Raw genomic sequence first — 17,501 nt, 5'->3', positions numbered from 1 at the left:
GTCAGACACCACGGCAGGCCTCGGCGAAGTCGGCGGCGGGGCGGTCGTCGCCCAGGGCGAGCACGGCGTCGCGCACCCGTGCGGCGGTGGTGGTGTCGGCCACGCGCCCGATGGTCTCGGCGAACTTCTCGGCGATCTCCGCGTTGGTCAGCGGGCGCCGGTCGTGGCCGCGGTTGACCTGCTCGCGGTGGGCGACGACGCGGCCGTCGGCGAGCTCGATCTCGACGCGCCCCGAGTAGGCGTCGGGGAACAGGCCCTCGTCGTCGTCGGTCACCTCGACGCGGCGGGCCAGCGCGAGGATCTCCGGGTCGCCGAGGGCGTCGTCCTCCAGCTCGGCCAGGGTGAAGCGCCCGCGCGACAGGACCGCGGACACCACGAACGGCAGGCTGAACTTGGCGTCGTACTCGTCGCGCGGCGCCCACTTGTTCTCCGCCGGCTGGCACACGACCTTGCCGGGCACCGGGTGGATGGCGCAGCGGATCGCGCGGACGTCGGCGGGCGCGATGGCGTGCTCGTCGCGCAGCAGCAGCGCGGCGTCGGCGAACGCGTGGTTGAAGTGGCAGATCGGGTAGGGCTTGACCGCCGTGCGCATCAGCTCCCACTGCGTGCCGAGGCCCTCGGACACCGCTTCCGGGTGGCTCGCGCGCCCCGCGAGGTGGGTGTTGTAGAGCCCGAAGCGGCCCTCGTAGACCGCGGCGGGCCCGGTCCAGCCCGCCTTCGCGAACGCGGCGGCCGTCAGGCCCGACATCGCCGCCCAGCCCGGGTGCAGGCGCTTGGTCCAGGAGCCGTCCTCGAGGAACTCGAGCAGGCCCGCCGACATCGACCCGACGACGCCCTGCGCCGCCGCGATCCCGGCGGCGTCCAGCCCGGAGAGCCTGCCGGCGGCCACGGCGGCGCCGAACGCGCCGGCCACCGCGGTCGGGTGAAAGCCCACGTCGTGGAACCCGCCGGCGCCGCCCAGCCCGACCCGCGCGGACACCTCGACGCCGAGCACGTAGGCCGCGAGCAGGTCGCGGGTGCTGGCCCCGGCGACGGTGGCCGCCGAGATCGCCGCGGGCAGCGCGGCGGCCGAGACGTGGGTGACCGCGGGGATGTGGGTGTCGTCGAAGTCCATGCCGTGCACGAGCACGCCGTTGAGCACGGCCGCGTCGCGCGGCGAGAGCCGGTCGGGCATGCCCAGCACCGGGTGCTCGCCGCCGCCGAACGTCGCCAGCGCGTCGCGCGCGACGGCCGGGAAGCGGTACGCGGTGGACGCGAACGCCAGCCCGACCGCGTCGAGCACGAGGTACCGCGCGCGTTCCAGGACCTCGTCGGGGATGTCGGCGGCGTCGAGCTCGGCGGCGAACCCCGCGACCCGTCCGGCCTGGCCGGTGGTGGCGCGGGTGGGGCTGTCCAGCGACAACAGACGCTCCTCGATCTGGGGTGACTGGCCTCACAGGACCATACGTCAGACGTTTAGGACGGGAAAGGGGGCGCCTGGAGGTGGTGCTCGGTCCGCTCCTGGAACACGCGCGCCGCCCACAGCGCGAGCGCCTCGCGGTGCGGCGCGGCGACGAGCTGGGCGGAGACCGGGCAGCCGTCGGGGGCGAGGCCCGTCGGCACGGCGAGGCCGGGCGCGCCCGTGAGGTTGCCGAGCATCGTCGAGCGCGACTGCGCCGCGTAGAGCGGGTACTCCTCGCCGTCCACGACGACGGTCCCGTCGGGCAGGCGCGGGGCCGTCGAGGGACAGGTGGGCACGACGATCAGGTCGGCGCGGGCGAACACCGCGTCGAGCTCGCGCTGCAGCTCGACGCGGAACTGCAGCGCCCGCAGGTAGTCGACGGCGGGCGTGACGATGCCCTGGCTGATCCGCCGCACGACGACGGGGTCGTAGGTGTCCCAGCGGTCGGCGTCGACGCGGTGCAGCGTCGCCGCCTCGGTGAACACGATCTGGTAACCGATCGGCAGCGCGTCCCCCGCCGACGGCACCTCCCCCGCCACCACCTCCGCACCCGCGGCGACGAGCTCGCTCACCAGCCCGTCGACCCCCGCCTGCACGGCGGCGTCGCAGAGCTCGGTGAACGCGCCGCCGGGGACGGCGATGCGCAGGCCTCGCAGGTCGTCCTGCTCGGGGAGCCGCAGGTCCGGCAGGGCGAGGCTGCGCGGGTCGGCGCCGTCGGGACCGCGCAGCACGCCGAACAGCGTCGCGACGTCGCGGGCGCTGCGGGCGATCGGGCCGACGGTCTCGGTGGTCCACGACAGCGGGAAGACCCCGGTGCGCGGGATCGCGCCGGCCGTGGGCTTGAGGCCGGTGAGCCCGCACCACGCCGACGGCAGGCGCACCGAGCCGCCGACGTCGGTGCCGAGCGCGAACGGCACCGCGCGTGCCGCGACCGCGGCCGCCGACCCCGTCGAGGAACCGCCCGCCCACCGCTCCGGGTCCCACGGGTTGCGCACCGCGCCGAACCGCGGCGGGTGCGGCCCGCCGACGGCGAACTCGGTGGTGCCGTCCTTGCTGACCGGGATCGCGCCGGCGTCCTCGAGGCGCCGGACCACGGTCGCCGACGCCGTCGCGGGTGCGTCGCCGTGGTTCCACGACCCCTGCGTCGTCGGCACCCCGGCGACGTCGATGACGTCCTTGACGCCGAACGGCACGCCCTCCAGCGGGCGCGCGGTGCCGTCGGCCCAGCGCCGCGCGGACTCTGCCGCGGCCGTGCGAGCGCGGTCGTCGAGGCTACGGATGGTGCAGTTCAGCGCCTCGTGCGCGGCCTTCAGCCGGGTCAGGGCGTCGTCGACGGCCTCGACGGGGTCGGTGTCCCCGGCGGCGTAGGCGTCGAGGAGATCGGTGACGGTCACGGGCGGACCCACAGGTCGCCGTGCGCCGGATCGGCGGCCCCGTCGGACGGGAGCGGGCGCGCGCGCAGGCGGGCGACGGCGGGTTCGGACGCCTCGACCGCTGCCCTCAGCGCGGCCACGACCTCGTCGTCGACGGTGTAGCCGAGGCGGGCGGCGAGGGCGGCCAGCTGTTCCGACGGGGGGACGCTCACCCGATGGTCGCCTTCCCCGCCAGCAGCGAGCGCGCGACGACCGTGCCGAGCATGTCGTTCGTGCCCTCGCCGATCGACATGAGCGGGGCGTCGCGGTACAGGCGCTCGACCTCGAACTCCGTCGAGTAGCCGTAGCCGCCGTGGATGCGCATGGCGTCGGTGGCGCACTCCAGTGCCGCGTCCGACGCAAAGATCTTCGCCATGCCCGACTCGGTGTCCATCCGCACGCCCGCGTCCATCCGCGAGGCCGCCCAGTAGGTCATCAGCCGCGCCGCCTGCAGCCTGACCGCGATGCCGGACAGGCGCAGCTGGACCGCCTGGAAGTCGCCGATGGGCTGCCCGAACGCGCTGCGCTCGCGGGCGTAGGCCAGGGACTCCTCGTAGGCGCGCTGGGCGATCCCGACCGAGCGCGCGGCGATGTTGATCCGCCCGGTCTCGAGCGACGAGAGCGCCTGCTGCAGCCCGCGCCCCTCGACGCCGCCGAGGAGCTGCGAGGCCGGCACGCGGACGTCGTCGAGCACCACCTCGCAGGACTCGGTGCCCTTGTAGCCGAGCTTGCCCATGTCCTTGGTGATCTCGAGCCCGGGCGAGCCGGCCTCGACCAGCAGCATGCTCATGCCCCGATGCGCCGGCGACGCGCCCGGGTCGGTCTTCACGAGCACGGGCAGCGGGTCGGCGTGCCGGGCGTTCGTGATCCACATCTTGGTACCGCGGACGATGTAGTCGTCCCCGTCCTTCTTCGCGGTCGTCGTGATGCTCTGCAGGTCGGTGCCCGCGCCCGGCTCGGTGAGCGCGATCGCGGTGCGCCGCTCCCCCGTGGCGAGCTCGGGCAGGTAGCGCTGCTTCTGCTCCTCGGTGCCGTGGCGCGCGATCACCCAGCAGGACACCGAGTGGCTGCCGAGGATGCCGGCGATGCCCATCCAGCCGCGCGAGATCTCCTCGAAGGTCAGCGCGAACGAGACGGTGTCGGCGGCGAGCCCGCCGTACTCCTCGGGGACCGCGAGCCCGAACAGGCCGAGCTCGCGCATGCCCGTCACGATCTCGGTCGGATAGCGGCCCTCGTGCTCCCAGTCGCGCGCGACCGGCACGATCTCGCGGTCGACGAACGACCGCAGCGTCTCGCGGAAGAGCCGCTGCTCGTCGTTGAGGGTGAAGTCCATCAGGAGTCCTTCCCGAACGCCCCGGCGGCGCGCAACGCGGCCAGGCGCTCGTCGTCGTAGCCGATCCCGCGCAGCACGGTCTCGGTATGCTCGCCCATCGCCGGGCCGCCGCGGGCGGGCCGGGTGTCGTCGCCGGGCGGGCCCACGCGCACCGGCGAGCGCAGCGAGCGGACGGTGCCCCAGTGCGGGTGCTCGGTCTCGGCGATGAGTTCGCGGGCCGCGGTGTGCTCGTCGGTGAGGGCCTCGCCGACGTCGTGGATGGGCGCGCACGGGATGCCCGCGGCCGTCATCGCGGCGATCCAGGTGGCGACGTCGCGGGCGCGGAACAGCTCCTCGAGCAGCGGGACGAGGACGTCGCGGTACCGGTCGCGGTCGCGGAACGTCGCGAAGCGGGGGTCGGTGGCGAGGTCCGGGGTCTCGAGCACGACCGTGAGCCGCTGCCAGAACTTCTCCTTCGCGCACCCCACGACCAGCCAGCCGTCGGCGGCCTCGAACGCCTGGAACGGCACGAGCGACGGATGCGCGGAGTGGTGGGTGCGCGCCGGCTGGTAGCCCTCGGTGAGGTGCCAGGTCGCCGGGTAGGTCAGGAGGCTGACCGCGGTGTCGTAGAGCGACAGGTCGCAGTCGGTGCCGACGCCGTCGCGACGCGCGGCGTGGATGCCGGCGAGCAGCGAGATCGCCGCGACGAACCCGCCGCTGTAGTCGACCAGCGACAGGCCCGCCTTCTGCGGCGCGCCGCCGGGCTCGCCGGTCAGCGACATCCACCCGCCGAGCGCCTGCAGGACGTAGTCGTAGCCGGGCTCCTTCGCGCGTGGTCCGGTCATGCCGAAGCCGGTCAGCGAGCAGCAGACGATGCGCGGGTTGACGTCCTTGAGGTCCTCGTAGCGGATGCCCAGCTTGGCCGGGACGTCGCCGCGCAGGTTCGAGTACACGGCGTCGGCCGAGCGCACGAGGTCGTGGAACACCTCGCGACCGGCCGGCGTGCGGATGTCGAGCAGCACCGAGGACTTGTTCTTGTTGAACGACTCGAAGAACAGCGAGTCGCCGTCCTGGGCGTACGGCGGGACGTGGCGCCCGACGTCGCCGCCCGAGGTCGGGTCCTCGATCTTGACGACCTCGGCGCCCAGCTCGGCGAGGTGCATCGAGCCGAACGGCCCCGCCCCGTACTGCTCGAGGGAGATGATCCGGATGTCCTCGAGGGGCCTCACTGCTCGTTCTCCAGGGACAGCGGGGTGGCGGCCTGCGGGAAGTGGGAGGCGGCGCGCGGGGCGTCGCGGCGGTGGACGTAGAAGGCGCGCTTGAACGTCAGCACCTCGACGCCGTCCTGGTTGAGCCCGCGGCTGCGCACGCGGACGATCCCGGCGTCCGGGCGGCTCTTCGACGTCCGCGTCTCGAGCACCAGCGACTCCGACCAGAGCGTGTCGCCGGCGAAGACCGGGTTGCTCAGCCGCAGCTCGTCGATGCCGAGGTTGGCGAACGCGTTCTGGCTGGTGTCCGACACGGACTGCCCGAGCACGATGGAGATCGTCAGCGGCGACGCGACGATCATGCGACCGAACTCCGAGTCGGCGCCCACCTGCGCGTTGAAGTGCGCCTGGTTCGTGTTCATCGTCAGCAACGTGAACCAGGTGTTGTCGGTCTCGGTGATCGTGCGCCCCAGCGGGTGCTGGTAGACGTCACCGACCACGAAGTCCTCGAAGAAGCGTCCCTGCCACCCCGCCACCACCGCCATGGGACGGGACGCTAAACGTCTGACGTATTGCCCACAAGCGTCGGCGACGGTCTACGCTCAGCGGCGTGCCCCCGCAGCCGCCCGCCTCCGGCACGTCGGCACCCGTCGCCCATCTCCGGGTGCAGCGTGTCCGCCCCGCCTACCGGCAGGTGGCCGACGAGCTGCGCACCCAGATCCTCGCCGGCGCCCTGCCCGCGGGCACCCGGCTGCCCAACGAGGGCGAGCTGGGCCGGGCGTTCGGGGTCAGCCGCAGCACCGCGCGCGAGGCGCTGCGCGTGCTCTCCAGCCAGCACCTCGTCGAGACCCACCGCGGCGTCCAGGGCGGCACGTTCGTCAGCGAGCCCGACCCCGCGCGCGTCGTCGAGGACGTCGGCAGCGCGCTCGGCGTGCTCGTCATGACGCCGCAACTGCACGTCAGCGACCTCCTCGAGGCACGCCTGCTGCTCGAGCCCGCGGCGGCCCGCCTCGCCGCGCAGCGCGCCGACGCCGAGACCGTCGAGGCCGTCCGCACCGCCGCGGCCGCCCCGCGCGACGACCGCGACCCCAGCGGCTTCGTCGGCCACCTCGACTTCCACACCACGCTGCTCATGGCCACCGGCAACCTCATGCTCACGCTCATGGGCCAGCCGGTGAACGACGTCCTGCGCACGCGCCTGCGCCGCGCGGGCGTCGAGGCGCGCGAGTGGGACAAGGTCGACGCCTGCCACCGCGAGATCGCCGAGCACATCGCCGAGGGCCGCGCGTCGGAGGCCGAGGAGGCCATGCGCGACCACATCGTCGAACTGCGCCGGCTCTACGAACGCGACGGATTCTGGGCCTGACCGCCGGCGGAGATCAGGGGCGACGCTGTCCACGTCGCGGGGCGCCGGGGGTGCATGACGTCGCTCGTGATCACGGGGGCGGCGCGCGACGGGGTCGCGACCGGCGCGCTACGCATGATCGACACTCTCCTGCGCCTGCGCGTTGCGCCACTCGCGAGCGGCCGGCACCCGTGCGCTGACCGGACCATGATCGCTCCGACTGCTCCGCGCACCCGATGGCATCGGGTCGACGGAGCACCTGGAGCGATCACCGCGCCCGACACCCGGGGAGCCCTCCCGACCCGGTGATCGTGGCGCCTTTCCTGACGTCCAACGCCAGCGTGGCCGCCACGCTGAAGCACCCCGCACCACGCCGAGCCCGGCGTGTCGCGCATCGAGGCTGTGGCGATCCTGGCCCTATCGGCGTGCAGTATTGGATCGCCGGCGATGCCGCATCGCTCGCTTGACCGCGACGGAGTGCCCCGGCAACGGTGACCGGTGTGGGTGCGCGCAACCTGATGTCTCACGCCATCGCCGTCGGCGATCTGCCGGCGTCGACCGCGGAGTTCGTGCGCGGGCAGGGGCGGGCGCGGGGGCTCGCCGACCCCCTGGCCGCCGTCACCCACGGTCTGCGTACCGAGGAGGAGACGATGAACCGGGAGTCGCGCGGCGGTCCCACGTCGCAGCGGTTCGTCGTGGAGATGCTCCTGACCCCGGAGCTGCTGATCGTCGCCCACCGGCAGAGCGACGACGCCGACACCGACCCCGGCGCGCGCGTGCGCTTCCACCGCCTCGACCAGGTCGAGATCGCGACCGACAAGGGCTCCGAGAAGGCCGTGACGGCGCGCCTCGCCATGCCCGCGAAGTCCATCCCGCTGACGAGCAGGCCTCTCGGGGGCGCGAAGCGGGCGACCTACCAGCTCCCGATCGCCATCGACCCCGACGTGCAGCGCTTCCGCGACGCCCTGGCGCAGGCCGTCGAGGCTGCCCGGGCGTGAGCGGTCAGCTCGCCTGCCGGTACCCCGTCGACCGCCCGGGCGGTGTCGACTCCAGCCACGACGAGAAGCCGGTGAGCGCGTCGGCGTTGATCGCGAGCTCCCACTCCCGCCCGCCCTCGCGGCACGACAGCACCGTGGAGCCCGGGGGGTGCATCTCGCCGGCCACGGGGGCGCGGCGGTCGACGATCTCGAGGCGGGTGCGGTCGAGCACCACGTTGGGTCCGGAGCGCAGCCCACTGATCCGGTACCAGCGGAACTCGTCGCCGCGGTAGCGCCCGAGACCGGAGCGCCAGCCGCCCAGGTCGTCGGCGGCACGCTTCTCGCGCAGGGCCACGTCCACGCCGCCCTTGCGCAGCAGCCGGATGCGGCGCAGCAGCAGGAACAGGAGGACGAGCAGCACCGCGAGCACCACGATGGCCGCCAGCTCGGCGATCATCGTGACTCCCACCGGTGCTGCCCGCGCTCCCTCAGTGGCCCGGGTTCTCGCCGGCGGCGCGCAGGCGGGCCCGTGCCCGCGCCGCGGCCGCCGCCGTGTCGTCCGTGTCGTCGCCGCCGCCCTCGGCGCGCTGCAGCTCGTCGCGCGCCGCGGCGACGTCGATCTCGGAGGCCAGCTCGGCGAGCTCGGCCAGGACCGTCACCGACTCCGCGGTGACCGAGAGGAACCCGCCGAAGACGGCGGCGTGGAACGACTCGCCGTCGGTCGGGTCGATGCGCACCACGCCGGCCTCGTCGAGCGCGGCGATCATCGGCTGGTGCCCGGGCAGCAGACCGATGTCGCCCTCGACCGTGCGGGCCGAGACGAAGCTCGCCTGGCCCGACCACAGCCGCTTCTCGACGCCGACGATGGCGACCTCCATCTCGGCCATCAGGACTGGTACTTCTTGATGTTCGCCTCGACGTCGTCGAGACCGCCGCTCATCGCGAACGCCTGCTCGGGCGCGTTGTCGTACTCGCCCTTGCAGATCTTGTCGAAGGCCTCGACGGTGTCCTTGACGTCGACGAACGAGCCCGGCTCGCCGGTGAACTGCTCGGCGGCGTACATGTTCTGGCCGAGGAAGCGCTCGATCCGGCGCGCGCGGGCGACGGTGAGGCGGTCCTCCTCGGAGAGCTCGTCGATGCCGAGGATGGCGATGATGTCCTGCAGGTCGTTGTAGCGCTGCAGGATGCGGATGACCTCGCGCGCCACCCGGTAGTGGTCCTCGCCGACGTACTGGGCGTCGAGGATCGTCGACGTCGAGGTCAGCGGGTCCACGGCCGGGAAGATGCCCTTGGCGAACACGCCGCGGGAGAGCTCCGTGGTCGCGTCGAGGTGGGCGAACGTGGTGGCCGGCGCCGGGTCGGTGTAGTCGTCGGCGGGCACGTAGATCGCCTGCATCGAGGTGATCGAGCGGCCGCGGGTCGACGTGATCCGCTCCTGCAGCTCGCCCATCTCGTCGGCCAGGGTCGGCTGGTAGCCCACCGCCGAGGGCATGCGGCCCAGCAGCGTCGAGACCTCCTGGCCGGCCTGCGTGAACCGGAAGATGTTGTCGATGAACAGGAGCACGTCCTGCTCCTGCACGTCGCGGAAGTACTCCGCCATGGTCAGCGCGGAGAGCGCGACGCGCATGCGGGTGCCCGGCGGCTCGTCCATCTGACCGAAGACCAGCGCGGTGTCCTTGAGGACGTCCGCCTCGCCGAGCTCCACCCAGAGGTCGTTGCCCTCACGGGTCCGCTCGCCCACCCCGGCGAACACCGAGGTGCCGCCGAAGTTGCGGGCGATGCGCTGGATCATCTCCTGGATGAGCACCGTCTTGCCGACGCCGGCGCCGCCGAACAGGCCGATCTTGCCGCCCTCGACGTACGGGGTGAGCAGGTCGACGACCTTGAGGCCGGTCCAGAGCACCGAGGTCTTGCCCTCGAGCTGCTCGAACGGCGGCGGGTCGCGGTGGATGCCCCAGCGCTCGGCGTCCGAGGCGTAGCCCGGCTCGTCGAGGCAGTCGCCGAGGGTGTTGAACAGGTGGCCCTTGACGACGTCGCCGACCGGCACCGAGATCGGGCCGCCGGTGCTGGTCACGTCCTGGCCACGCACCGCACCGTCGGTGGGCTGCATGGAGATCGTGCGCACCTGGCCGTCACCGAGGTGCTGGGCGACCTCGAGCGTCAGCTTCTTCGTGACGCCCGAGAGCGTCACGTCGATGTTCAGGGCGGTGAACAGGTCGGGCACCTCGCCGCGCGGGAACTCCACGTCGACGACGGGCCCGAGGATGCGGGTGATGCGGCCGGAGGCACTGGGCGAGCCCTGCTCGGTGCCCGCGGCCGTGGCGGTGGACTGGGTCATCGTCAGCTCCCCTATTCGGCGAGGGCGTTGGCGCCGCCAACGATCTCGCTGATCTCCTGCGTGATCTGGGCCTGGCGCGCCTGGTTCGCCTCGCGGGTCAGGTTGTCGACCAGGTCGTTGGCGTTGTCGGTCGCGGCCTTCATGGCGCGCTGCCGGGCCGCCGACTCGGACGCCGCGGCGTCGAGCAGCGCCGCGAACACCCGCGCGCGGAGGTACTTGGGCATGAGCCGGTCGAAGAGGACCTCCGGCTCCGGCTCGAACTCGTACTCGGCCTCGCGCTCCGAGGAGTCCGAGGAGTCCGAGGACTGCTCGTCGGAGTCCGAGGAGTCCTCCTCGAGCTCCAGCGGCGCGATCTGCCGGGAGGTGACGGTCTGGCTCGCGACCGAGTTGAACGCGGTGAACACCACGTGCAGCTCATCCACGCCGGCCAGGCCCTCGGCGTCCTCCGGCGGCACGAACGAGGTCGAGCGGGAGGACCCGCCCTCCTCCGACTGCCCGTCCTCGTCGGAGGGCCGCTGCACCGTCTCGTCGCCGCCGGCGAGGAAGGTGGCCGTCATGGTGTCCGCGGCCTGGGCCGCGTTCGGGTAGTCCGGCACCTCGGAGAAGCCCGTCCACTGCCCGGACATCTCCCGGTTGCGGAACCGGAAGTACGCGACGCCCTTGCCGCCGATGACGAACAGCGAGGTCTGCTTGCCGGCGTCGGACAGCTCGCGCATGACCCGCTCGGTCTCGCGCAGCACGTTCGCGTTGTAGCCGCCGCACAGGCCGCGGTCGCTGGTGACGACGAGGACACCCGCGCGGCTCGGCTCCTCGCGGGCCACGAGCAGCGGGTGGTCGCTGGCCCCGGCCTTGGCGGCCGTGGTCAGGACGTGGGTGAACTCGTCGGAGTACGGGCGCGCCGCGTGGACGCGGGCCTGCGCCTTCGCGATGCGCGAGGCCGCGACCATCTCCATCGCCTTGGTGATCTGGGCGATGTTCTTGGTCGAACGGATGCGCCGTCGCAGGACGCGGAGGGATGCAGCCATCGGCGCTAGCTCTCCGAGCTCTCGTCGGAGGGGCCCTCGTCGGAGTCGGTGCCGGACTGGTTCTCGCCGAACAGCTCGCCGCTGCCGCCGTCGTCGGTGACGCCCTCGCCCTCGCCGGTCGAGAACTGCTCCTTGAAGTCGGAGACGGCCTTGGTCAGGCGCTCCTCGTCCTCGTCCGACAGCTGCCCCGACTCGCGGATCGAGGACAGGACGCCGCCGTCGCGACGGACGTGCTCGAGGAACTCGGTCTCGAAGCGGGCGACGTCCTCGACGGGCACCGAGTCGAGGTGGCCACGGGTGCCGAGGAAGATGCTCACGACCTCCTCCTCGACCGGGTACGGCTCGCCCTGGCCCTGCTTGAGCAGCTCCATGAGGCGGGCGCCGCGGTCGAGCTGCGCCTGGCTGGTGGCGTCGAGGTCGGAGCCGAAGGCCGCGAACGACTCGAGCTCGCGGTACTGCGCCAGGTCGACGCGCAGGCGGCCGGCGACCGAGCGCATGGCCTTGACCTGCGCCGAGCCACCGACGCGCGACACGGAGTTCCCGACGTTCAGCGCGGGCCGCTGGCCCTGGTTGAACAGGTCGGCCTCGAGGAAGCACTGGCCGTCGGTGATCGAGATGACGTTCGTCGGGATGTAGGCCGCGATGTCGCCGCCCTTGGTCTCGACGATCGGCAGCCCGGTCAGCGAGCCCGCGCCGAGGTCGTCGGAGAGCTTCGCGCAGCGCTCGAGCAGCCGCGAGTGCAGGTAGAAGACGTCGCCCGGGTAGGCCTCGCGGCCCGGCGGGCGGCGCAGCAGCAGCGAGATCGCGCGGTAGGCCTCGGCCTGCTTCGACAGGTCGTCGAAGACGATCAGGGTGTGCTTGCCCTGGTACATCCAGTGCTGCGCGATCGCGGAGCCGGCGTACGGGGCGATGTACTTGAAGCCCGCGGGGTCGGAGGCGGGCGCCGCGACGATGGTCGTGTACTCCATCGCGCCGGCGTCCTCGAGCGCCTGGCGCACGCCGGCGATCGTGGTGCCCTTCTGGCCGACGGCGACGTAGACGCAGCGGACCTGCTGCTCCGGGTCGCCGGTCTCCCAGGCCTCGCGCTGGTTGATGATCGTGTCCGTGCAGACCGCGGTCTTGCCGGTCTTGCGGTCACCGATGATCAGCTGGCGCTGGCCGCGGCCGATCGGGGTCATGGCGTCGATGGCCTTGATCCCGGTCTGCAGCGGCTGCTTGACCTCCTTGCGCTGCACGACGGAGGCCGCCTGCAGCTCCATCTCGCGCTCGCCCTCGGACTCGATCTCGCCGAGCCCGTCGAGCGGCTGGCCGAGCGGGTCGACGACCCGGCCCATGAAGCCGTCGCCGACCGGCACCGAGAGCACGCGACCGGTGCGCGTGACCTGCTGCCCCTCCTCGATGGTCTCGTACTCACCGAGGATGACGACGCCGATCTCGCGCTCCTCGAGGTTCTGGGCCAGGCCCAGCACGCCTCCGGGGAACTCGAGGAGCTCGTTCGTCATCGTCGAGGGCAGACCCTCGACGTACGCGATGCCGTCACCCGTCGAGGTGACGATGCCGACTTCCTGACGGGTCGAGTCCGCGGAGTACGAGGACACGTAGTCCTCGATCGCGCTACGGACCTCGTCGGAGGTGATGGTCAACTCGGCCATGGCTTCCGCTCTCGCTAGTCGTTAGGGGTCACGTGCTGGGGGCTCAGCCGAGCCGGCGGCTCAGTTCGTCGAGCCGGCCGGCCACGCTGCCGTCGATGACCTCGTCCCCCACCTGGATCACGAGACCACCGACCAGTCCGGGGTCGACCTCGAGGTGCAGGGTGATGTCCCGACGGTAGATGCGCGTGAGGGCGTCGGCCAGTCGTCGTTGTTGCTGGTCGGACAGGGCGATCGGGGAGCGCACGGTCGCGACCGACCGCTCCCGGCGCTCGGCGGCGACCTCGGCCAGACGCTCGAGGCCCTGGGCGATCCCGCCGCCCACGGGGTGGGCCACGAGCTGGGCGACGAGCTTGCGCGTGGTGGGCTCGGCCTTGTCGGCGAGGAGCCGGTCGAGCACCTGCTGCTTGCCGTCGGCGTCGGCCGACGGGTCGGCGAGCAGACGCTCGAGGTCGGGCTGTGCGGCGACGATGCGCCCGAGGCGGAACAGCTCGTCCTCGACGGCGTCGAGGCGCCCGTCCTTCTCGGCGGAGGCCAGCAGGGCCTCGCGGGCGACGATGCGCAGGCCGTCGACCAGGTCGTCGGGGCGCGACCACGACGACGACACCGCGGTGCGCACGACGTCGGCGGTCGCCGAGGTGACCTGCTGGCCGACCACGCGGTCCACCAGGCCCTCGCGGTCGTCCGCGGAGCGCGACGAGTCGGCCAGCGTGCGCCGCAGCACCGCCTCGCGGCGCAGCAGGTCGGCGACCGCGTCGAGCTGGTCGGCCACCGTGCCCAGGTCGCCCGCCGACGCCTGCGCGGTCGCCTCGCCGAGGCGGCGGCGCGTCGACTCGAGCGCGTCGCGGCTCGCGGCGTGGAAGTCGGCCAGCAGGCCGCTGGAGGCCGTCATGACTGCGCTCCGTTCCCGCTGATGACGCTCTGGTCCGGGTCGTTCGCCGACGAACCGGCCCCGCCCATGGCCTCGAGCTCGTCGAGGAAGCGGTCGACGCTGGCGCCGCGGCTCGCGTCATCGGACAGCGCCGACTCCACGATCCGCCGGGACAGCTCGACCGACTCGCGCCCGGTCTGGGCGCGCAGCTCCGCGATCGCGCGGGACCGCGACGCCTCCAGGGACTGCCGCCCCTGGGCGCGGACGCGCTCGGCCTCCTCGGCCGCCCGCGCGTCCATGTCCTGCCCGATGCGTTCCGCGTCGGCCCGGGCGTCGTCCCGGATCCGCGCGGTCTCGTCGTCGACCCCGGCCAGCCGCTCCCGGCTGCGCGCGAGCTCCGCCTTGGCGTCGGCCTCCATGGCCTCGGCCTTGGCGATCCCGCCCTCGATCTGCTTCTTCGTGTCCTCGTGCGAGGTCACGACGTTCGGCCACGCGAACTTGCCGATCACGTAGACGAGCAGCGAGAAGGCGATCAGGCCGACGATGATCTCCGCGACGTGCGGGAACGCGGCGTACGGCTCGCCCGCCGGCTGCTCGGCAGCCAGCAGCTCGATGGCACTCATGTGTTCACCTCCCGCCCCTCCGGCGACCGGTCAGGGGGATCAGATGGCGAACGCGAGCACCAGACCGATGATGGCCAGCGCCTCGGAGAGGGCGAAGCCGATGAACGCGATGGTCTGCAGCTGGCCGCGGGCCTCGGGCTGGCGGGCCACGCCGTTGATGAACGCCGCGAAGACGATGCCGACGCCGATACCGGGGCCGACGGCGGAGAGGCCGTAGCCGACCATGTTGAGGCTGCCCTGAACCATGAGGGGTTCCTTTCCGGTGTTCGTTCTGGGATCGGGGAGTCCGATGGCGCCGGTGGTTTCGGCGACCCGGTGATCGTCAGTGGTGGTCTAGTGCTCGTCCGCCAGCGACGCACCGATGTACGACGCCGTGAGGACGGTGAAGATGTAGGCCTGCACCACCTGGATGAAGGCCTCGAAGAACGTCATGACGATCGCGAAGAGGAACGCGAACGGCGACAGGACGTTGAGGACGAGATCGTCCGCGACGGTGAGCATGTACTCGCCGCCGAAGATGAAGACCAGCAGCAGCAGGTGGCCGGCGAGCATGTTGCCGAACAACCGCAGGGAGAGCGTGACGGGCCGCAGGATGAAGTTCGAGAGGAACTCGATCGGGGTCAGGATGACCCGGACCCACCCCGGCACGCCGGGAGGCCACGTCATGAGCTGGACGTAGCCGCCGAAGCCCTGCTTCTTGATGCCGACGTAGTTGTAGATCAGCCACGTGATGGCCGCGAGCGCGTAGGCCATGCCCGGGTGCGAGAACGACGGGAACTGCACGAACGGCAGGATCCCGAAGACGTTGTTCACCAGGATGAACGCGAAGAGCGCGACCAGGTAGGGCACGTACTTGCGGAAATCGGGCCCGATGTTGTCGCGCGCGATCTGGTCGCGGACGATGCCCTGGAACTTCTCCGCGAGGAACTGCAGCCGCCCGGGGATCACCTTCGGGTCCTTCGTCGCGAGCGCGAAAAAGCCCCACACGATCAGCGCGGCGACGATGAACTGGATCGAGACCTTGTCGACCCACTCGAGGACCGGGATGCCCTCGAAGATCGGCGGGAGATTGAAGTCCTCGACACCGGGCGCCTTGAAGCCCTCCGCCGGGGTGCCGGGCGGGACCGGCGGCGCCGGCACCTGCGTCAACAACGACGAGATCACCCGTGCTGCTCCTTCCGGTCCTCCGGGCCGGCGGGTTCACCGGGTCGAGGGGGGTCGGGGGGGACGTAAAGGTATCGGATGTAGATCAACGCGAAGGACGCCGCCCCACCGGCCAGGAGACCGACGAGGAGGAACCACCGCGTCGAGAGCAGGGCGTCGAGTACCCATCCCAGCCCTCCGAACACCAGGATTCCGGTGATGAGGTGGGAGAGGACCGTCCATGCCTCGGACGGTGAGTGGTCGGACCCCTGCGGAGGGGTGCGACCCGCATCTCCGCGGAGGCTGTCCTGCGCCATCGAGGCGCACCATATCAGCACGTTCGTCGCAGTCCACTACGGGCCGTCGGAGGCTCTGACGCAGGTCGGAGGCCCCTGGGACGCAGGTCACACCGCGATCGTGGGCGTGCGGAGCCGCGCGAAGGCGATGACCTCGCCGACGATGAAGGCGATGGCCGTCGGGCCGAGCGCGAGCGCGGCGATGCGGGTGTCGACGACGCCGAGCGCCTGCAGCACCAGGAAGACGACGAGCAGCAGGCCGAGCTTGCCCATCATGCTCACGAGCGCCGCGGCCATGACGACCATCGGGTCGGCGGCCGCGGTCCAGCGCATGACGAGCGGCCCGAGCGAGCAGACGGCGATGACGACGACCGCGCCGACGATCGCCGCGACGACGCCCGTGACCCCGGCGAGCAGACCGGCGACCACGGCGGCGAGCACGGCCACGATCGCGGCGGGCCACAGGCCGCCGCGCAGCATCGCCGTGCTCGCCTCGAGGACCTGGGCGGTCGTGGCGGGGGTGGCGTGGGGGGTGGCTCCCGACGACGACGATGGCGTCTGCGGCGTGGGTTCGGGCGACTCGGGGCTGGTCATCGGGGTCTTTCCTCTCGGGGAGCGCCGGGTCAGGCGCGGGAGCGCAGGCGCGGGACGGCGGAGGCCAGGACGGCGACGAGCACCCCCGCGGTCACCATCCACACCACGAGGAACGCGTTGTCGACCAGCGCGAGGGCCACGGCCCCGAACGCCAGCACGCCCGCCCACAGGTAGATGAGGAGCACGGCGCGGCGCTGGGAGTGGCCGATCTCGAGCAGCCGGTGGTGCAGGTGCATCTTGTCCGGCGCGAAGGGGCTGGTGCCCGCGCGGGTCCGTCGGATCACGGCGAGCAGCAGGTCGAGCAGCGGCACGAAGACCACCGCGGCCACCACGATCAGCGGCGTGACCAGCGCGAGCGCCCCGGTGGCGCCGGTGGTCGAGTAGTTGGTGCGTCCCGACGCCGTGGTGACGGCGGCCGCGAGCGTCAGGCCGATGAACATCGAGCCCGAGTCGCCCATGAACAGGCGCGCGGGCTGGAAGTTGTGCGGCAGGAACCCGGCCAGCGCCCCGGCCAGCACGGCGGCGATGAGCGCGGGCGGGTAGGCGTTGACGTCGCCGTTCTGCTGGCCGAGCAGGCCGAGGGCGAACGCGCAGGTGGCGGTGGCCGCGATCGTGCCGATGCCGGCGGCGAGCCCGTCGAGGCCGTCGACGAAGTTCATCGCGTTGATCAGCAGGACGCAGAGGAACACCGTGATGAGCACGCCCTGGTCCTGGCCGAGCAGCAGCACCGACCCGGTGCTCCCGCCCGTGCCGCCCCAGGGCAGGTAGACCGCGGTCCACTGCACGCCCATGAGCACGAGCACGCCGGCGGCCGTGGCCTGGCCGGCGAGCTTCGTCAGGGCGTCGAGGCCGAAGCGGTCGTCGAGCACGCCGACCAGCACGATCACGCCGCCGGCGACGAGCACGGCGACGGTCTCGTTCGAGTAGTCGAACGCGCGGCGCAGCACCGGCAGCTGCGAGGCGACGAACACGCCCCCGACGACGCCGAGGTAGATGCCGACGCCGCCGAGGCGCGGGATCGGGATCGTGTGCACGTCGCGCCCGCGGGGCACCGCGATCGCGCCCATGCGCAGCGCGACCCGGCGCACCAGGCCGGTCAGCAGGTAGGTGACGACCGCGGCGGACAGCCCGACCAGGAGGTACTCCCGGATCGGTAGCCCCATGGGGGCGAAGTCCGCTGACGGGCCCACGGAACCCGAGGGTAGCCCCGGGTCCGTCCGGGCTCCGTCAGGCCACCCGTGTCGGTCGCCGGCTCGGGCCTTCCCGG

At 72.5% G+C, this 17,501-nt stretch carries 20 protein-coding genes; 2 read left to right on the top strand and 18 right to left on the bottom strand.

The window, feature by feature from the left end; all coding sequences use genetic code 11:
- Nucleotide 1: 1 nt before the first annotated feature.
- From WCD58_RS30090 to WCD58_RS30065, 6 genes are read right to left on the bottom strand one after another with little or no spacing between them, the layout of a single operon-like run.
- Complete coding sequence (locus WCD58_RS30090) at nucleotides 2–1,402, bottom strand: MmgE/PrpD family protein (protein WP_337706812.1); 1,401 nt, start codon at nucleotides 1,400–1,402, stop codon at nucleotides 2–4.
- A gap of 53 nt (nucleotides 1,403–1,455) precedes the next feature.
- The gene (locus WCD58_RS30085) at nucleotides 1,456–2,835 is read right to left on the bottom strand and encodes an amidase (protein WP_337706811.1); all 1,380 of its coding nucleotides are present in this window, start codon (nucleotides 2,833–2,835) and stop codon (nucleotides 1,456–1,458) included.
- Nucleotides 2,832–3,026 carry a hypothetical protein gene (locus tag WCD58_RS30080; protein WP_337706810.1) on the bottom strand — a complete coding sequence of 65 codons (195 nt, stop codon included), beginning with the start codon at nucleotides 3,024–3,026 and terminating at the stop codon, nucleotides 2,832–2,834. The genes WCD58_RS30085 and WCD58_RS30080 overlap by 4 nt, the downstream gene beginning before the upstream one ends.
- Complete coding sequence (locus tag WCD58_RS30075) at nucleotides 3,023–4,186, bottom strand: acyl-CoA dehydrogenase family protein (protein WP_337706809.1); 1,164 nt, start codon at nucleotides 4,184–4,186, stop codon at nucleotides 3,023–3,025. The genes WCD58_RS30080 and WCD58_RS30075 overlap by 4 nt, the downstream gene beginning before the upstream one ends.
- Complete coding sequence (locus WCD58_RS30070) at nucleotides 4,186–5,394, bottom strand: CaiB/BaiF CoA transferase family protein (protein WP_337706808.1); 1,209 nt, start codon at nucleotides 5,392–5,394, stop codon at nucleotides 4,186–4,188. The genes WCD58_RS30075 and WCD58_RS30070 overlap by 1 nt, the downstream gene beginning before the upstream one ends.
- Nucleotides 5,391–5,918 carry a MaoC family dehydratase gene (locus WCD58_RS30065; RefSeq protein WP_337706807.1) on the bottom strand — a complete coding sequence of 176 codons (528 nt, stop codon included), beginning with the start codon at nucleotides 5,916–5,918 and terminating at the stop codon, nucleotides 5,391–5,393. The genes WCD58_RS30070 and WCD58_RS30065 overlap by 4 nt, the downstream gene beginning before the upstream one ends.
- A gap of 65 nt (nucleotides 5,919–5,983) precedes the next feature.
- Between WCD58_RS30065 and WCD58_RS30060 the strand changes: the two genes are divergently transcribed.
- Both WCD58_RS30060 and WCD58_RS30055 read left to right on the top strand, forming a co-directional pair.
- Nucleotides 5,984–6,739 carry a FadR/GntR family transcriptional regulator gene (locus tag WCD58_RS30060; protein WP_337706806.1) on the top strand — a complete coding sequence of 252 codons (756 nt, stop codon included), beginning with the start codon at nucleotides 5,984–5,986 and terminating at the stop codon, nucleotides 6,737–6,739.
- Between the two features lie 497 nt (nucleotides 6,740–7,236).
- Entirely contained in the window at nucleotides 7,237–7,716 is a 480-nt protein-coding gene (locus WCD58_RS30055; RefSeq protein ID WP_337706805.1) for a hypothetical protein, read from the top strand.
- A 4-nt stretch (nucleotides 7,717–7,720) separates the two neighbouring features.
- Here WCD58_RS30055 and WCD58_RS30050 read toward each other — a convergent pair whose 3' ends face one another.
- The 12 genes from WCD58_RS30050 to WCD58_RS30000 all read right to left on the bottom strand — a co-directional run bounded on the left by WCD58_RS30050 (nucleotide 7,721) and on the right by WCD58_RS30000 (nucleotide 17,397).
- Complete coding sequence (locus WCD58_RS30050) at nucleotides 7,721–8,152, bottom strand: DUF2550 domain-containing protein (protein WP_337706804.1); 432 nt, start codon at nucleotides 8,150–8,152, stop codon at nucleotides 7,721–7,723.
- Nucleotides 8,153–8,183: 31 nt separating this feature from the next.
- Nucleotides 8,184–8,582 carry a F0F1 ATP synthase subunit epsilon gene (locus tag WCD58_RS30045; protein WP_337706803.1) on the bottom strand — a complete coding sequence of 133 codons (399 nt, stop codon included), beginning with the start codon at nucleotides 8,580–8,582 and terminating at the stop codon, nucleotides 8,184–8,186.
- Nucleotides 8,582–10,033 carry a F0F1 ATP synthase subunit beta gene (gene atpD / locus WCD58_RS30040; protein WP_337706802.1) on the bottom strand — a complete coding sequence of 484 codons (1,452 nt, stop codon included), beginning with the start codon at nucleotides 10,031–10,033 and terminating at the stop codon, nucleotides 8,582–8,584. Before atpD ends, WCD58_RS30045 begins: the two co-directional genes overlap by 1 nt.
- Before the next feature lie 11 nt (nucleotides 10,034–10,044).
- A complete protein-coding gene (locus WCD58_RS30035) occupies nucleotides 10,045–11,058 on the bottom strand; it encodes a F0F1 ATP synthase subunit gamma (protein WP_337706801.1) in 1,014 nt (337 codons plus the stop codon).
- Nucleotides 11,059–11,063: 5 nt separating this feature from the next.
- The gene (atpA, locus tag WCD58_RS30030) at nucleotides 11,064–12,710 is read right to left on the bottom strand and encodes a F0F1 ATP synthase subunit alpha (protein WP_337706800.1); all 1,647 of its coding nucleotides are present in this window, start codon (nucleotides 12,708–12,710) and stop codon (nucleotides 11,064–11,066) included.
- Between the two features lie 43 nt (nucleotides 12,711–12,753).
- The gene (locus WCD58_RS30025; protein ID WP_337706799.1) at nucleotides 12,754–13,599 is read right to left on the bottom strand and encodes a F0F1 ATP synthase subunit delta; all 846 of its coding nucleotides are present in this window, start codon (nucleotides 13,597–13,599) and stop codon (nucleotides 12,754–12,756) included.
- The gene (atpF, locus tag WCD58_RS30020; RefSeq protein WP_337706798.1) at nucleotides 13,596–14,201 is read right to left on the bottom strand and encodes a F0F1 ATP synthase subunit B; all 606 of its coding nucleotides are present in this window, start codon (nucleotides 14,199–14,201) and stop codon (nucleotides 13,596–13,598) included. The genes WCD58_RS30025 and atpF overlap by 4 nt, the downstream gene beginning before the upstream one ends.
- Before the next feature lie 39 nt (nucleotides 14,202–14,240).
- On the bottom strand, nucleotides 14,241–14,447 hold the full coding sequence (gene atpE / locus WCD58_RS30015) for an ATP synthase F0 subunit C (RefSeq protein ID WP_116706531.1): 207 nt from the start codon (nucleotides 14,445–14,447) through the stop codon (nucleotides 14,241–14,243).
- A gap of 87 nt (nucleotides 14,448–14,534) precedes the next feature.
- A complete protein-coding gene (gene atpB, locus WCD58_RS30010) occupies nucleotides 14,535–15,365 on the bottom strand; it encodes a F0F1 ATP synthase subunit A (protein WP_337706797.1) in 831 nt (276 codons plus the stop codon).
- Nucleotides 15,362–15,661 carry an AtpZ/AtpI family protein gene (locus tag WCD58_RS33805; RefSeq protein ID WP_373696309.1) on the bottom strand — a complete coding sequence of 100 codons (300 nt, stop codon included), beginning with the start codon at nucleotides 15,659–15,661 and terminating at the stop codon, nucleotides 15,362–15,364. The genes atpB and WCD58_RS33805 overlap by 4 nt, the downstream gene beginning before the upstream one ends.
- Before the next feature lie 87 nt (nucleotides 15,662–15,748).
- Nucleotides 15,749–16,234 carry a Cg1360 family ATP-synthase-associated protein gene (locus WCD58_RS30005; RefSeq protein WP_337706796.1) on the bottom strand — a complete coding sequence of 162 codons (486 nt, stop codon included), beginning with the start codon at nucleotides 16,232–16,234 and terminating at the stop codon, nucleotides 15,749–15,751.
- 29 nt (nucleotides 16,235–16,263) lie between these two features.
- Nucleotides 16,264–17,397: a glycosyltransferase family 4 protein gene (locus tag WCD58_RS30000; RefSeq protein ID WP_337706878.1), complete on the bottom strand. Its 1,134-nt coding sequence runs from the start codon at nucleotides 17,395–17,397 to the stop codon at nucleotides 16,264–16,266.
- Nucleotides 17,398–17,501 lie beyond the last annotated feature (104 nt).

Source organism: Actinomycetospora flava (assembly GCF_037400335.1).
GTDB lineage: Bacteria > Actinomycetota > Actinomycetes > Mycobacteriales > Pseudonocardiaceae > Actinomycetospora > Actinomycetospora flava.
The sequence above is the reverse complement of the archived record's forward strand: the minus strand, read 5'-3'. Positions and strand labels throughout refer to the sequence as shown.